This window comes from Fannyhessea sp. C0108B2, from assembly GCF_056583915.1.
The window spans coordinates 1-15,769 of sequence record NZ_JBWPJQ010000011.1; the positions used below are offsets into that span (position 1 = coordinate 1).

The following is a 15,769-nucleotide window of genomic DNA, read 5'->3' on the forward strand; positions in this document are numbered from 1 at the left end:
ACCTGTAAAGTACAGAATAGCATCCATGTGTCCAGCCTAGTTCATAAATATGTGTCCAGTATTCTGGGTACATATCAATGCAGCGGTAGGGGCTCTTTTTTTACAAGTAAATATGCTGTATAGCTTCGTATTTCATAGAAAGCATAATTTCATAACATTACTCTAATCAGATCGAAGAACTCGCCTTGCTTCGCTGAAATAGCTTAGAAATTAATATTCATCATCTTGTTGCCTAAACATCTGTACTTTTGATAAGCAAAATTAGTTAGTGTATAGTGATTAGAGAATAGAGGTGGTATCTTAGGGAGTGGATCCCTTCGATGCTGCCTTTATTTTTTACTCAAATAATACAACTGTTTAAGTCTTTTTATATCCGCTATCAAAATGTAACCTGTAATTATTGCGCTAGCCGTCATTTTTAATGCGAGCTTGAGCTTTAAGGTTATCGCAAAAACCGTCACGCGGGCGGTGTTGGATATTTACGCTTTTCCCGGTTTGTGTGTCTCTATAAGCGCTGCTCATTGTTGCTCATTGCTGCTCATTTTGATTGTGCGCCTGCATGTCTTGTAGGATAAGAGCGCACATCTTTTATTTATTTGTCTTTATTGTTACCCCATCGTTTGTAAAATCATTTATGCCAGCCTTAACAAGAACTTTTCTAATGCTTTCTTGTTGTTTGTATTGGCTTACCAGATTCTGCAGCTTGTCTATGAATGCATTAAATTCAGTTGAAGTTAAATAGTGCTCAAGCAACCATATCATTTGAGAATAAGAGACAGGAGTTATTCCAACTCTCATTGAATATAGACGCTCATCATGAGCACATGCGTTTCTGAATTTATTTAATGTCTCAGAACTTTTGCGAATCTGTACTTCTCCGAAATACTTGCAATGTGTATTTCCTAAGCGACCTACCGCTTCTGTCACCATCTTAGCGACTTTAATACGCTCTTTTGTTTTCATGAGCTCAAAAAAATGAATTATATTTCCGAAAGTCATGTTATTCGATATGACCCATAAGGGGATACAATCATGATGACTACGATAATATTTTATATAGTCTGTTTTGCCCTCTTCGACCTTATGCTTTAATACCTTGATAAGGTTTTCAAGTTCATCATTGTATTTATTTGGATTGTAATACTCTTTCTTAAGACAAAAATTGTCTTTGTCCAGAAATGCATTATCGTCCCTATGATGTTCTGAAAACACATATATCACTGCAGTTTTTAACACTGCTTCAGCCTGAATTACATACTCAAAAGTCAGATTTCTTAACTTTCTATCAAAAGTAAACAAAGAATATATGTCATCGAACGTAGTACCTGCCATATATCTATCGTCATTCGCCCTACCCGATAACTCACGATCAATGAAAGGTTCTTTATAACCATTTATTATTGCGTAATAGCTTTCTCTCATGAGAATATATTTAGCGCTATCAGCTACGATAAGCCCACGACTTCTAAGCTTTTTAACTTGTTCGTCAATAGTAATAAATGGTTTATCCATGCTAACCTCTTAAAATGAGAAAGGGCGCCTGCTGCGTCAGCGGGTCACCCTCTCCGTTGCCCTTACACCCGTAGGAGTAAAGACTTCATCACTACGGCAAGTTTATATGATTTTTAAAGTTGTTGTCAATCACGCTTTAAAATTTTTCATATCTTGTTCCATCAATTCGATTAGCTACTTATCATTTTGGTTGTGAGCCTGCATGTCTTTGCGGATGAGGTCTTTTAGATATGCATTTTGTTTCGGCTGCATACATACCCACTCATATAAGTCCATATCATCGGGAAAGAACACTATCTGCTTTGTTTTAGTGTTCCGTCTTTTATAGTTAGCGTTTGCGCGCTTTTGTGCTTCACTCGTTGCCATTTTTATGACCTCCCTTTGTAATAAACCAGTATATAAGGTCTATAACCACAAAGATAACAATTAAGATACCTATAAATTTAATATCCATGATTTTTCTCCCCTGTTTTATTTTTATACATGTGCTATGCTATGAATAGCCTGCAAGAGGCTAGTCGCTCTAACCCCTTGCAAGACTTTTATTTTAAGACTCTCCGCCGTCGCGCTTAGAGTCTTTTTCTTTACATCTCCTTTCTAAATATCTGATTATCAAGTGTGATAATACAGTATTTGTTATTTTATGCCTCATGTTGTTCATGTTTTGCTTGCATATCTTTTACAATAAGCTCGCGAATATAACCAGCCATGCTTTCGTGTTGCGCTACCCATGCATACACTTCTTTGTCTTTTGGATAAAACGCTATTGATATTTTTTTACGTTATGTTTAACGTAGTTGTTATTTGCCCTTAGGCGTGCTTGAGTTGCCATGATGTTTCTCCCATTTCTTGATTATTACATACGCGATATATATACCAATCATGCTGGCTATAACTTGCCGTATAAAACTAAGTAAAAACTCTGTGTAATCGTCTGCAATTGCTTCTTTAAGAACATCAACGGTAAAAGCAACAACCTCTGATTCGTTTAATGTACTCATTTTAGCTCATTTGTGGTTGTTGCTGTATATTATTGTATCTTTCGTCACATATTATACGGTAGATGTCTTTATTTCCATTGTAATCATGTTAAAACCCATGTCCCACATGTAAGAAAGAGTATCAGTTGTACTGAAGGCTCAAATACGCACTGTTCAGCGTAAATATTAAAATAGCAAATAATTTGCGCGCGCGTATTACTCAAACACGACGTACGTAAGCTTGCAGCTTACAACTTATTTTGCAAACGCTACTTTTCGTAAGTATCTGTTGCGTACGTGTTTGTTGCTATATCGTCCTCAATTGCATCAACAACGCGCTTATTTTCAAGCAAATCGCGGCTCACGTGCTGGAAGTGCGAAACCATATCCGCTGGAAGCTTGTAAATATCGCCGTAGTAGTTAAACAGAACTTGCAGAGAATTATTCGGCACATTTAGCGTAAATTTTTCAAATTCTGCTTGATGTAGTGGAAATATATCCGCATATTTGGCTGAATATATTGATTCTGCATCAACGTTATCCAGACTATAAATAATGGTACAGTTTTCACCATTCGCATCGTTTGCAATAATATGTTCACTTTTTGCTAAATCGCGATACTTAGTGAAAACAGCCTCAATTTCGCGACTAAATCTCTCCCCTTCTTCCAAATAGCCGTTTTCAAGCCACTTTTTATAAAACGGTTTAGAATGCAAATCTTTTTGTAAAGCCTCCCGAATTTCTATAAACCTCTGCTTAGTTTTTTCATTGAACTCAGGCATATAGTCATAGAAGAAAATATCAATAAAGCTAGGATCATCTAGATTATTATAACGAAACCGCAGCTGTCTGCAGCAAACGTAAGGGTCAAACACAAGTACCGCGCGATAACGTTTAGATAATTCCTCATCTTTTTTAAGCAAATCAATAAGCTTATTTACATCGGAACGAATCATTCCCAAATCCGTGTCATCATCCCACGGAATAAAGCCATGGTGACGAACAGTGCCAAGCAACGTTCCAAAATCAGCCCAATATTGCAAATTATGCTTTTTAGCAATATGCGCAAATTCATTTAATAAGCTTGCACAACCGCGCTGAATAAGACGCACAGAACCAGTTGCTTGCGGAAGGCCGTAGTAAAAGCGCTTGCGAGCGTCCAAATCGCTCTCGTCACTTCGGCGATATGTTGCCCAAGCTAAAAGCGATGCGTGTTCACGATTCGTAAGTGTGTCAACATGCATATTGTGCTGATTTTCAAGAATATGCGACAATTGCTCGTCTAGTACGTATTGCATATGATCAAGACGCGTTTGCAAATCGCTAACTTGTGCGCGAAGATCGCGTATTGAACGCTTAGAAGAAGGGCAATGGTCAATTAATTTACGAATTACCTTATGAAATACAGATGCCATACATACACCTTCTGTTACTTTCTCTTACTTTTACTTAACGCAAGTCACATGGGTATTCATTATAATACGATTTGTAATGCGATTTGCGTATCGTATGTAACTTTGCGACACATTTTCTTTACAGCATGATAAACAAAATAACGCACCTTATTAAGTAACAGCATAACCAGCAGAGCAACCGGCTCATACACAATGCCGTCAGTTCTATTTTGGATTTGTTGCATTACGACTATGTGCAGCACGGTTTTCGTAGCACGTCAATAACATGTCAAATCCGCAAGATGCAAACGGAATCATAAGCAAATACGCTGGCAAAATATACTGCGATTGCGCTTCCCAAATCATATAAAGCACAGACATACCAAGCACAATAACTAAAGGCGTTAAACATTCAACATCTAGTAACGCGCTATTATTTAGAGAATCTTTAATATTTGACAACTTTTTATTATTTACCAACTTTTTCTTACGCAAAGTAATACATAAGAAGACTGTAGTAAAGAAAGCAAGCATAAATTGAAGAGCATCCAAGAAAGTAAAAACAACCATATGTAACTTTCCAGCATAAAGTGAGCGCACAGCAGGATTCATTTTGCGATCAAATAAATTCTCCCTACCTGGTCCGTGGAGCTTCCAGCTACTTGCAAGTAAAGATTCGTAAGTTGGCTCAAGCCACTCTCCCATAAATTTTTTCGTAAAGAAAGTCGCCATTTGCTTAGGGTTTTTTAAGAAGAAAGTAATATTTTTGCGTAAAAATTCCGTAGATTCCTTCTTTATAGCGTCCTTATTATAGGTTGCAACATCAAAGCTAGTTGGGTATCCGTTATACCATCCAGGATTATTCGGACCACATTTTCTAGCAGGATCCGTTGCCATTGCAAGCCAAACTGTAGAAGGCAAACCATCTTTTGCGCTGTGACCAAAAGAATTAGCCACCTGCGTTACAACAATATTGCTTACACAAATGCACGCAATCGCAAACAATACACAAACAGCATGCTGCCACTTTTTAGAGCGCAAAGCCGACACAATCCACACAACAATCATTCCAAGCAAGCAATAAATCATAGTTGACTTAAGCAATATGGCAAATAACATGCACATTAAAGATTGCACAGCATCACGCCAACAGCCGCTACGAATATTTTTTGCGTGAAAAATAAGCGCAGCAAACACAAAAGGCAAGCAAAGCGTATTACCATACGCAAAAGTCGCGTAGAAAATCATAGGCAAAAATGCTACGTAAAAAAGCAAAGAAAGAAGAGTTGCGGTTTTATTGCGGAATAGTAGGTTGGAATAATATGCAATAAGAACGCCAGTAACAGCAGCACAGAGTACATTCAACACTTTAAAAGCAGCGTATGCTTTAGAACCAAAAACGATTACCAAAAAGCGCATAAGATAAAGAAGCGGAAATTGGAATGGAAATCGAGTTAAGTAGCCACCCGGGCACACAATCCAAGATAATTCCGAATTGTCAACTCCCCAAACTACAGAAGCTCGATTAGGATCTGCATAATATTGAGCTGCACTAAACAGGTAGGCTGGATCCCACTCAAGCCATGCGTGCGCGACACGCACCCAAATCAAACCTGCAACAATCACGTAAGCAAAAACAGCGGCAGCAATGTAGCGTATGCGTACTTTATTAAGAATTTCGCTAAGAATCCCACGCTTTTTTAAAAGCGCAATAGTAAAGAATATTGCGGCGCTTATAACAATCACGAATGGTGATTGAAACCAGAGGAATTCAAGAGTGTAATATCCAGGCAAAAGATGAGCCGAAATAACCAGATTAAGCAATGACAGTAACATGAAAAATACTACAGAACACCACAGTACAGCAGCGCTAAAAAAGCGACCGAGCGTTACACTTATATTCTGCAGACGCTTAATCATACTCTTAAACCCCTTTAAAATATTACTTTTACAAGAATTACTCAGTATAGTAACACGGACAATGCGTTGATTCCAAATAAATTTTGCCAATAGAGCTTCCAGGAATACCCGTGTGAATTATAAGGAATTCGCTAATAAACCAAATACTGGTCGGTTATTACAACCTCCACCGGTAAGAAAGAGTGTCAGTTGTACTGATGGCTCAAATACGCTCTGTACAGCGTTGATATTAAAGGCGCCCAGACGAGTACCTTTGATAAGCGAATGAAGTTAGTCTATAGTGAGAAGAGATAGAGGCAGAATCTTCGGGCGGATGCCTGAGGAGGCTGCCTCTATTTTTTGTAGACTCTCCATTAACCTCGTTACTATTATCTGTGGTGTAGTATATGGAGCGCGCAATCGGCGAACCGTTCATCTTTTTTTCTCATTTTTTATTACGCGCAAAGCTTAAGGTTTTTTCGATGTTTCTACTCAAATGCTTGTTATTGTGTATATTTCAATTCGATAGCACTTGCCAAACCTGCTTTACCAATAACGTTTTGAGGCGCTTGACTTCTAGTTTTCTAAACTATTTCTTTATCAACTTGAAAGACGCACTTGATACCTTGCTTTATAAACACATTAATTTTTGCTATATTGGATGTAATAAAAGAGGCTGCTTCGGGGTTCAGCCCTATCGCAGTCTCTTTTATTTTTCTTCATATAACATCACGAGTAACTACTAGCCCTGCATGTGGTTCTTCTTGGTGGTATAGTGTCAATAGCGGGTTAACGGCGGCGGGCATTTCCGCAGCTGCTTAACCCGCTATTTACAAGTTCAGGCAATAGTCAAAAATCAAATAACTCAAATAGCACTAAATCCTGAATTCAATAACGAGTATCAATTGTACCGAAGGCCACCATGCCCAGTGCAGCGTGAAATTAAAGCGTGTATGCGCGTATCTTTAGGCGCCGAGGTAAATCGTGGTATAATGCATGTAAAAGGGCGCTGTTCTGCTATTAAGGAGAGCGTTCTTTTTTGCATGCGTTCTCTTTCTTATGGTATATTTTACTTGTATAGGAGGTACGCTGCTCCGCTAATGGGAGGAGCTGCCTCCTACGCATATCAATCTTCTTACATTCCCTGTTTTATCGATAAACACTATCCATTGTACTTTATGCTGCATTTTCGGCACATCGCATGGAGCCAGGATTAAAGTTGCGCGTGTGTATCGTGCTTTTTACCTCACAGAGTTGCGCGTTTATACGTAGGCATATCTGAGCAACCTTGGTCATGAACTTGAAACCCATTTTTTGTAAGCGTGTCATGTACAAAGAGGTCGCGCCATTCATTACCACGCTTTTTGAAGTTCTCTTTTGAATAGTCGCTATTCTCAACTTGTCGTATGCCGTAAATTTCTCCAGGGTTTTCACTGTAATCAACTTCAGGCACCTTGCCTGTAAGCAGTCATTGGCTATCGCAAAGTTTAAGCTCACTAAAAAATGCTTCCTATTAGCAATAGCTGTCGTGCGCGCGATTATGGTTTTAACACCTATATCACGCTTTTTCAAAAAGACATTCAGATGTACTTTTGATAAACAAAATTAGTTAGTGTATAGTGAAATTAATAAAAGCGGTTCCCCCGGGCGGATGCTTGGGGCGACCGCTTTTATTTTCTACCCAAATCATGAAGCAGTTTAAGTCTTTTTATATGTGTTATCAAAATATGACCTGTAATTATTGTGCTAATCCTCTCTTTTAATGCGAGCTTGAGCTTTAAGGTTACCGCAAAAACCGCCACGCGGGCGGTCTAATGAATTTGAGGCTTGCAGATGATGAAAAAGAACGACTACTTATTTTACCTTGCCTTCACGAAGCATTTTCCCAAGCTCTGTAATTACTGCAATAAAGTTATAGGCTTTCCCAGTCTTTTTCTCTATCGCAACAAGATTTGAGGAGGAGTCTTCAATCACTGGGGTGTGATAGGAAAACACATAATAGTCTTTATATTCACAACATTTATCGACTTTCCCTAAAAGGTCTTTTGCAATAGATAGAGCCTGCTCATAATGAACCATGGTTACCTCCTAAAACTTAGAACGAATTCTCGGTTAAACGCTTACAAAAGATTAAATGTTAAAGCTTCATCTCTTTTAATTCGGCGCCTAACGTATCATCAAACGTCGCTGCTGCAAAACTGTAATCGATAGACCCATCCTTTTTCCAAACAATAAAAGGCGACATGTAACCACCGATAACAGGTTCTTCATCTTCACAATCGCTGCCACTGTAAAAAACGAAAGCATTATCGCGTTCTACGCACAAATCAAATTCGTGAAAATTGCTCACACTGCCTTGTGCTTTTCGTTTGGCTTGCTCAAAAGAAATCATGATTCCCCTATCGTCCAGAATTATTTTTAGGTGAGGTGAATACTTCCAAATTAAGGGCTGCTAATTTGACAAACCCATTGTAACGATACTTAACAGTTCAATTTAACACTTTGTATTATACGCTACAACATAGTTATGCCAAGCGCGTACACTGCTCATTTTGATTGTGAGCCTGCATGTCTTTTCTGATGAGGTCACGCAAGTAAGCCGTTTTATTGTCTTGCCTACAAAACGATGCTTATACGCGTCATCTGGGTAAAATGAAAGCGTATGCGTTTTAACATTGCGTTTACGATAGTTTGAATTAGCGCGTCTTTGTGCTTCAGTGGTTGCCATGGTTTACCCCCTTATATTGTTTATAGGCTCGATACATGATGTGCGTTATAAATGCTGTTACACATATAATGATTGCTTCTTGCATATTTATATCCTCCTTGCTACTATAGGAGTTCAAGGAGCGCAGAGACCGAAACGCCCCTTGAACTTCAAGCCTTTTTATTTTTTAGGCTTTTTATTTTTTAATCGTTCTCGTATTTCTTCGGCTGCTGCTGTTAAAATCGCCGTTAAAATTGCGAGAACGATTGTGCACATGCCCTTTAACTTAAAATTACACTTAATATAATTAAAAACGAAAAGCTCATACACCGAAAAAATCTTTGCATATTTTTAGTTATTGATATCATATAAAAAAAGAAGCTCTCAGACGAGAACTTCTTTATATACAAGCAGTACCTACGTACCGTCACAAAAATGTGACTTTTAAGGTTAAACCTTTATTTTGACTTGCAGTGTCACTTTGACTGGTATCAAAGCAAGGTTATTGTAATACATTTAGGAGCGTGAAACAAGATGAATTTACGTAAAGCCTCTGACTATAGTGTAGGGCTTGACCTCGGGACTGGTTCTGTGGGTTGGTGTGCTGTAGACAACAATGGTTATCTTTATTCATTTAAGCGTAAGCCTACCTGGGGAAGTAGAATTTATGATAGCGCAGTACATGCAGCTGCTGCACGTCAGTTTCGCGCATTGCGCAGACGTTATAACAGAAGACGTCAGAGACTCAATCTATTACAAGAACTGTTTTCAGAGGAAATGTACCATGTAGACCCCGATTTTTTCATCCGTTTGAATCAATCGCAATTGCTCAAAGAAGACAGAGATGAGACATGTAAGGAATATGCATGCCCACTTTTTAAAACTGTTGCGGATGAAAAAGAGTACTACAAAACATATCCAACGATTTACCACCTGCGCGCCGCTCTTATGAAAGCAAACCAGAAAATGGATTTGCGCCTAGTTTATCTAGCACTGCATAACATTGTTAAATATCGCGGTAACTTTTTGTATCAGGAATACGCCCATCTATCTGCAAAAGACGCTGGTTTATCCAAGCAGTGTAGCAATTTTTTTACGAGTATTGAGCACTTTGAGGATGAACGGCGTATAAGTTTTGCTTATAATAACGCAGATATTATTCAATTTTTGGATAATTTAAAGCCAACGCGTACACAAAACTGTGATGAATGGCAAAATCTGTTTGTGTGTGAGGCAAGCGACGACATTCCTGAAAAACAGGCAAAAGTCATAACTAAATGCATCGGTCTTGCAATATTTGGATATAAAGCTGATTTCTCAGCTTTGTTCGGAACCGATAAAAACGACTCAACGTTTAAATTATCTCAAGAAGAAAAGGTTACGGCGTTCGAAGGGCTTTGCCCCACAGAATTTCTACCCTTGTTTAACGCACTTAAAGCAATGCATTCTGCATATCTTCTAACAACCATTATAAAAAACACCAACGGAGGCACAATTTCAAACGCTAAAATTGCTCAATACAATGCATATCACACCGATCTTTCAAAGCTTAAAGAGATCGTGAAACGCACATTGGGCAAGGATGAATACAATGCGTTCTTTCAGGGTTCATATTACAAGAATACCAAACTGTATAACAAGCAAAAAGCAGAAGGATATACTGCTTACGATCTAGGTAAACTAAGCTACGATAATTTCGCAAAAGAACTTAAAAAGTTGATTGAAAAACTCGAAAACAGCGAGGGTTTGAGCGCTGAAGATGCTGCATGGATAAAGCAAATTCCTGCTCGTTTGGATAACGAAGATTTTCTCAGGAAACTTAGAACAACCGATAATGGTAGTATTCCTTTTCAGCTACATCTTGAAGAGATGGATGCAATTATTAAAAATCAGGGTAAATATTATCCGTTCTTGCTCAAAGAAAAAGGCAAAATTGAGTCGCTTATAACGTTTAGGATTCCCTACTATGTGGGCCCTCTTACTCTAAAAAATGCTGCGCGCGATGCTTATGGTAAAACTCGCTTTGCATGGATACAAAAGAAAGAGAAAGAAGCTCACACGCGCATACTACCATGGAACTGGGAGAATGTTGTTGATAAACATGCAACGGCCGAAGCGTTTATTAGAAGAATGACTGGTAAATGTACTTATTTGTATGCGGAAGACGTACTTCCAAAGTGTTCACTTCTATACGAGGAGTTTTGTGCGTATAACGAACTAAATGGTACACGCTGGACAACAGATAATGACCAGTGTAATCGCTTTAGTGCCGACTACAGAGAGGGTATTTATAAAGATCTTTTTGTTATAAGTAAAGGAAAAATTACGTACAAAAAGATAGAAAACTGGCTCGAACAGCAAGGTGAATTGCACCCTCATGTAAAAGGAGGCCAGGGAGAGAACGGGCTTGAAAGTAGGCTTTCGTCGTATCATTTCTTTAAAGAATTATTTGAATTTAATGCACTAACAGCACCGCAAAGACAAATAATCGAAAAGATTATCTTGTGGAACACCATCTTTGAAGATAGAACTATTTTGAATGAAAAACTTAACAGTCGGTCATTTCAAATGGAATTTACAGCTGCATTTAACAACCCTCTAACAGCAGATCAAATACAAAAAATTTGTAAAAAGCGGTTCACTGGCTGGGGTAAACTTTCTAAAAAGCTGCTTACCGGTTTGTCTGTAGATATAGATGGTGAGCGTCTCACTATTCTCGATTTACTGATAAACGGTGATGTAACAGATGGTCGCAAAGGACGCGCACTTATCTTCCAAGAGATTGTTACTATGAATCAATTTAAGGAAGCAATATTAAAAACAAACGAAGAAGCACTTTCGAAATGCATAATTGATATAGACGACTTACCTTGTTCGCCTGCAGACAAACGCACAGTCAATCAGGCACTTCGCGTGGTAGAAGAAATTGCATCTATTGCCAGTTGTGCACCGTCGCGAATCTTTATTGAGGTTACTCGGGAAAATGATACAAAAAATAAAGGAAAACGTACAGACAAGCGCACTTCAAAGCTCGAAATGGGGCTCAAAAAGCTTCGTGACCACGAAGATACTAAAGCCATTCTTGACGAGCTCAAAAAGCATAAAACCAAGCTTGAGGCTCATGAAAATTCGGACGAAAAACTCACGTTATACTTCGCGCAAAATGGAAAATCGCTGTATTCGGGCACTCCACTGGATATTAACGAGCTTTCGCATTATCAGGTAGATCATATAATTCCACAATCATATATAAAAGATGACAGTATAGACAACAAAGCGCTTGTACTAGCAAGCGAAAATCAACGTAAGAGTGACAGCTTACTCCTAGAGGATAGCATCCGCAGAAAAATGAGTAATACTTGGAATGCACTCTGTAAATCAGGTCTTATGAGTGAAAAGAAACTTAACAATTTGAAGTGTTCAAATATTACGGACCGACGCCTAAAATCGTTCATCAATCGGCAGTTGGTAGAAACAAGCCAAATTTGTAAGTATGCCATGCAGCTGTTTAAAGAGAAGTACCCCCATTGCGAAGTCATACCTGTTAAGGCGGGTATATCTTCTGGTATACGCAAAACATGGAATATTGCTAAGTGTCGTGAAGCAAATGATTACCACCATGCACACGATGCATATTTAGCGTGTGAGGTGGGGCGTTTTATACAGCTTCATTATCCAAAAATTTATAGCAATCCAACGGCATACAATAAGGAAGTGCGTGGTCTTATAAAGTCAAATATTATACACAGTGCGAGCGAAGGGAATGGTAGATATAGACTGCCAGGTGACTCGATGTGGCTTACCTATAGTTTTGTGCATGGAAAGACCGCTAAGTGGAATTGTGAGGCTGAGAAAAATCGACTATTAAAGTATGTTGACTATCCCGATTGTTTTGTCACACGCATGGCATACATAGAAACGGGTGCGTTTTGGAAACAAACGATTTATTCACCTCATAATGAGAAAGCAAAAGATTTGATACCTCTCAAGAAACATCTTGACACAAATAAATACGGCGGGTATTCAAGCAAAAAATATGCAATTTTCTTTGTGTATGCATCGCAAAATAGTAAGGGCGTCAAGGAATGTCATCTGTCGGGACTGCTTATAGCAAAACTTGCGGTAGCCACTGATAACGCAACAGGCAAAATCGACATGCATCGACTCATTAAACTTGAAGAACAACTCGTTGCAGCCCGTGGTACATCTATTCAGATACTACAACCAATCGTCTTTAAGAACCAGATAATCGAATTTGGTAAGAGACGAGAAATAATTACAGGCCTAAAGGAACGTAGGAATGCTAAGGAGCTCGCATTTAAACAACAACATATGCGTTTGCTTAAGAAGTGGAACGATGATATTCAAGAGGAGGGTCATAAGACTACAGAAGTCATCGATGAAGATGCTCAACTAAACGAGATGTTTGATTTAATATTAGAAAAGACGGATCACTGTGCTCCTGCGTTACATAACAAATTGCTAAATATTGTAGGTGCTGATGTGGATGACTATGCACGTATCGAACAGAAATTTGCGGCCATTAGCGACAAAGATACCAAGAAACGTGTTTTATTTAAGATAATCAGCAATGCAAATGCACAGGAAAACCAGATTGACTTGACGGCTATAGAGGGAAGTAAACATTTTGGAGTAATTTCTGATTGGCCTAAAAAGTTTGACATTATTGAACAATCAGTAACGGGTATGTTTGAGAAAAGGATTCACATTGGGGTTTAGAACCGTTGTCCTTGATACACCCTGTAGATGCACTTATCAAGGTGGATATCTGGTTGTTCGCCAGGAGGACAAGCAGACACGGGTTCACCTTGGTGAGATTTCGTCTATCATGCTTGGTACCGAGCAAATATTCCTCAGTGCATATTTACTCGCTGAGCTTGCAAAACTTAAGATTCCTGTAATTGTTACTGACGAAAAGCACAATCCTGTGGGTGAATACCTACCCCTCTATGGAGCGCATAACTGCTCAAAATGTATGCTTGAGCAGCTCGCATGGGGCGAAGTGATAAAGAAACAGGTATGGCGGAGCATTGTGCATCATAAAATTTTGCAACAGGCTGCGGTATTGTCCTTTTTCGATTGTGCAAATGAATCAAAAACACTTACAGAGTATGCATTACACATAAAAGCGGGTGATGGCACCAACCGAGAGGCAATCGCTGCACGGCTATATTTTCGCACACTCTTTGGTTCTGAATTTACGCGAGATTTAGATACTCCACTCAATGCGTCATTAAACTATGGATATTCAATTTTACTGTCAGCCATTAATAGAGAGATTGTTTCACATGGATATCTAACGCAAATCGGAATATTTCATCATAACGAATATAATCATTTCAACTTGTCCTGCGATTTTATGGAGTCATTTCGTCCTGTTATAGACAAAATTGTATATGAAAACTTCAATCATGTTTTTGATGCTACTATCCGACATATACTTTGTGCGTTTACCGACCATAAATTGATATATAACGATGGCGTGTACAAGGTAGAATCAGTAATAAAAATGTATGTAGACGATTGTTTGTCCGCGCTTAATAAAGAGAAACTTCCTGCTGAAATTAAGCCGTATAAGTTAATACTATGACCGCAACAAGGATAAGGTTTATGAGATTGATTGTATTTTTTGATCTACCTATGGAGACCTATGATCAAAAAAGGTCTTATATTAACTTTAGAAGATTTTTAATACATGATGGATATCTCATGATGCAAAAATCAGTTTACACTAAGCTTGTCATCAATGATCAAAATGCTTCAGCAGCTATAGCTCGTTTAAAACTTAACAAGCCGCATTATGGTTTGGTTCAGCTACTTAAAGTTACTGAAAAGCAATATACCAACATAGAATATATTAGCGGTAACTCTAACTCAAATAATGTAATTGATACTTTGGAAAGCTTACTTATATTATGAAAATACGTTTTAGTGGATTATCTAAAATAATTAATCTGAATAAAGGAAACCCCTATTTTGTCTGTATAGAAAATCATCATCTATATACCAGACTTATATGTTCACTTTTATCTGAGTCAGGCGAAGAAGCACCCGAGCCATATACCTTATGGAGTGATAGCGATGAAAAGTTAAAACCTAAAAACAACTTTCTGTGGGTTACCGATCCCTTTCATCTTCCTTATGAAAATAAGCTTTTAATGGGTGAAGCGTTAAATAGAATCGCAAATAATTTTATTGAAAACTGTGAAATGCAAGAAGAATTTGAAGATCTAACAAGACAATTATACAAGCTTTTTTCATTAGAAATCTATCAATAAAGGACAATTACGCCATTTCTCCCGACATCGATATACATAAAATACTTAAACTTATGAGTTTTTCTCCAGACTTCTCTGGTAACAATAATTTTATTGAAGAGCTTATAAATTTTATTCACATTGCTAGAGACGTTTCGCTGACTAAGCCAATTATTTTCGTAGGTATTTGTTCTTTTTTAACTGATAAAGAGCTAAAATTGTTGTTAGAAGAGATAAAAAAATCTGATTTAAGCGTACTGTTTTTTGAAAACCGAATGCATTTTGATACTTTGTACGAAGAAGAACATATACTTCTTGACCTTGACTTTCTTGAGAGTTAAGTAGAAAAAACCAGTTAAGATGACCGTTCCTTTGCAGTGGGAAATTTGCTTCAAGGTTTTGGAGCAGTGTCATTTTGACTGGTAATCAAACAAATTACTAATTACGATCAGGAGCTACTTAGTTTTGGAGCAGTGTCATTTTGACTGGTAATCAAACAGCAGCAAAAAGGCTGGTACAAGTGCCAGCGTTTTGGAGCAGTGTCATTTTGACTGGTAATCAAACTGATTTGACTGTAGACGGCGCGAAGATGACGTTTTGGAGCAGTGTCATTTTGACTGGTAATCAAACTAACGTTTTGCCCTGCGTCAATCATCTGCTGTTTTGGAGCAGTGTCATTTTGACTGGTAATCAAACATGTGCAGACGCGCGTCTTGTACGCTATCTGTTTTGGAGCAGTGTCATTTTGACTGGTAATCAAACTCGGCTGGCATATCTCAAGTGGATATATCAGTTTTGGAGCAGTGTCATTTTGACTGGTAATCAAACTCGCCTTGTGGTGCAATAGTCGTGAACTATGTTTTGGAGCAGTGTCATTTTGACTGGTAATCAAACCTATGGTATAGGCTTTCCCTTCTCTGTCCTGTTTTGGAGCAGTGTCATTTTGACTGGTAATCAAACCTCATACGCGACCGCCTCACGCCTTGTCTGTTTTGGAGC

Annotated in this window: 12 protein-coding genes and 1 CRISPR repeat array; of the genes, 5 read left to right on the plus strand and 7 right to left on the minus strand. The window is 38.3% G+C overall.

Annotated features, from left to right (window positions below; translation table 11 throughout):
• Window positions 1–588 precede the first annotated feature (588 nt).
• From AC1DBT_RS05775 to AC1DBT_RS05805, 7 genes are all read right to left on the minus strand, one after another.
• Window positions 589–1,512, minus strand: coding sequence for an Abi family protein (locus tag AC1DBT_RS05775; RefSeq protein WP_480018981.1), 924 nt, complete (start codon window positions 1,510–1,512; stop codon window positions 589–591).
• A 174-nt stretch (window positions 1,513–1,686) separates the two neighbouring features.
• On the minus strand, window positions 1,687–1,878 hold the full coding sequence (locus AC1DBT_RS05780; protein WP_480018982.1) for a hypothetical protein: 192 nt from the start codon (window positions 1,876–1,878) through the stop codon (window positions 1,687–1,689).
• A gap of 434 nt (window positions 1,879–2,312) precedes the next feature.
• Entirely contained in the window at window positions 2,313–2,513 is a 201-nt protein-coding gene (locus AC1DBT_RS05785; protein WP_480018983.1) for a hypothetical protein, read from the minus strand.
• 248 nt (window positions 2,514–2,761) lie between these two features.
• Window positions 2,762–3,907, minus strand: coding sequence for a LicD family protein (locus AC1DBT_RS05790; protein ID WP_480018984.1), 1,146 nt, complete (start codon window positions 3,905–3,907; stop codon window positions 2,762–2,764).
• 204 nt (window positions 3,908–4,111) lie between these two features.
• Complete coding sequence (locus AC1DBT_RS05795) at window positions 4,112–5,806, minus strand: glycosyltransferase family protein (RefSeq protein ID WP_480018985.1); 1,695 nt, start codon at window positions 5,804–5,806, stop codon at window positions 4,112–4,114.
• A 1,833-nt stretch (window positions 5,807–7,639) separates the two neighbouring features.
• A complete protein-coding gene (locus AC1DBT_RS05800; protein WP_480018986.1) occupies window positions 7,640–7,864 on the minus strand; it encodes a hypothetical protein in 225 nt (74 codons plus the stop codon).
• Window positions 7,865–7,922: 58 nt separating this feature from the next.
• Window positions 7,923–8,177, minus strand: coding sequence for a hypothetical protein (locus AC1DBT_RS05805; RefSeq protein ID WP_480018987.1), 255 nt, complete (start codon window positions 8,175–8,177; stop codon window positions 7,923–7,925).
• An 849-nt stretch (window positions 8,178–9,026) separates the two neighbouring features.
• Here AC1DBT_RS05805 and cas9 point away from each other — a divergent pair.
• The 5 genes from cas9 to csn2 (AC1DBT_RS05830) are packed head-to-tail and all read left to right on the plus strand — an operon-like array spanning window position 9,027 to window position 15,111.
• A complete protein-coding gene (cas9, locus tag AC1DBT_RS05810) occupies window positions 9,027–13,232 on the plus strand; it encodes a type II CRISPR RNA-guided endonuclease Cas9 (protein WP_480018988.1) in 4,206 nt (1,401 codons plus the stop codon).
• A complete protein-coding gene (cas1, locus tag AC1DBT_RS05815; RefSeq protein ID WP_464395383.1) occupies window positions 13,222–14,103 on the plus strand; it encodes a type II CRISPR-associated endonuclease Cas1 in 882 nt (293 codons plus the stop codon). Before cas9 ends, cas1 begins: the two co-directional genes overlap by 11 nt.
• A gap of 20 nt (window positions 14,104–14,123) precedes the next feature.
• Entirely contained in the window at window positions 14,124–14,432 is a 309-nt protein-coding gene (gene cas2, locus AC1DBT_RS05820) for a CRISPR-associated endonuclease Cas2 (RefSeq protein ID WP_464395381.1), read from the plus strand.
• Window positions 14,429–14,791 (plus strand): type II-A CRISPR-associated protein Csn2, encoded by a 363-nt coding sequence (gene csn2, locus AC1DBT_RS05825; protein ID WP_480018989.1) that lies wholly within the window; start codon window positions 14,429–14,431, stop codon window positions 14,789–14,791. The genes cas2 and csn2 (AC1DBT_RS05825) overlap by 4 nt, the downstream gene beginning before the upstream one ends.
• Before the next feature lie 26 nt (window positions 14,792–14,817).
• Window positions 14,818–15,111, plus strand: coding sequence for a type II-A CRISPR-associated protein Csn2 (gene csn2, locus AC1DBT_RS05830; RefSeq protein WP_480018990.1), 294 nt, complete (start codon window positions 14,818–14,820; stop codon window positions 15,109–15,111).
• A 55-nt stretch (window positions 15,112–15,166) separates the two neighbouring features.
• Window positions 15,167–15,730: direct repeats of the CRISPR family, unit length 36 nt; unit sequence GTTTTGGAGCAGTGTCATTTTGACTGGTAATCAAAC.
• The last annotated feature ends 39 nt before the right edge of the window (window positions 15,731–15,769 follow it).

Bases quoted from the DNA above. Each gene is read 5' to 3' on its own strand.
- AC1DBT_RS05790 (WP_480018984.1), bottom strand. From the start codon at position 3,907: ATGGCATCTGTATTTCATAAGGTAATTCGTAAATTAATTGACCATTGC.
- AC1DBT_RS05800 (WP_480018986.1), bottom strand. From the start codon at position 7,864: ATGGTTCATTATGAGCAGGCTCTATCTATTGCAAAAGACCTTTTAGGG.
- csn2 (WP_480018989.1), top strand. From the start codon at position 14,429: ATGAAAATACGTTTTAGTGGATTATCTAAAATAATTAATCTGAATAAA.
- AC1DBT_RS05805 (WP_480018987.1), bottom strand. From the start codon at position 8,177: ATGATTTCTTTTGAGCAAGCCAAACGAAAAGCACAAGGCAGTGTGAGC.
- AC1DBT_RS05780 (WP_480018982.1), bottom strand. From the start codon at position 1,878: ATGGCAACGAGTGAAGCACAAAAGCGCGCAAACGCTAACTATAAAAGA.
- AC1DBT_RS05785 (WP_480018983.1), bottom strand. From the start codon at position 2,513: ATGAGTACATTAAACGAATCAGAGGTTGTTGCTTTTACCGTTGATGTT.
- AC1DBT_RS05795 (WP_480018985.1), bottom strand. From the start codon at position 5,806: ATGATTAAGCGTCTGCAGAATATAAGTGTAACGCTCGGTCGCTTTTTT.
- cas2 (WP_464395381.1), top strand. From the start codon at position 14,124: ATGAGATTGATTGTATTTTTTGATCTACCTATGGAGACCTATGATCAA.
- AC1DBT_RS05775 (WP_480018981.1), bottom strand. From the start codon at position 1,512: ATGGATAAACCATTTATTACTATTGACGAACAAGTTAAAAAGCTTAGA.
- cas9 (WP_480018988.1), top strand. From the start codon at position 9,027: ATGAATTTACGTAAAGCCTCTGACTATAGTGTAGGGCTTGACCTCGGG.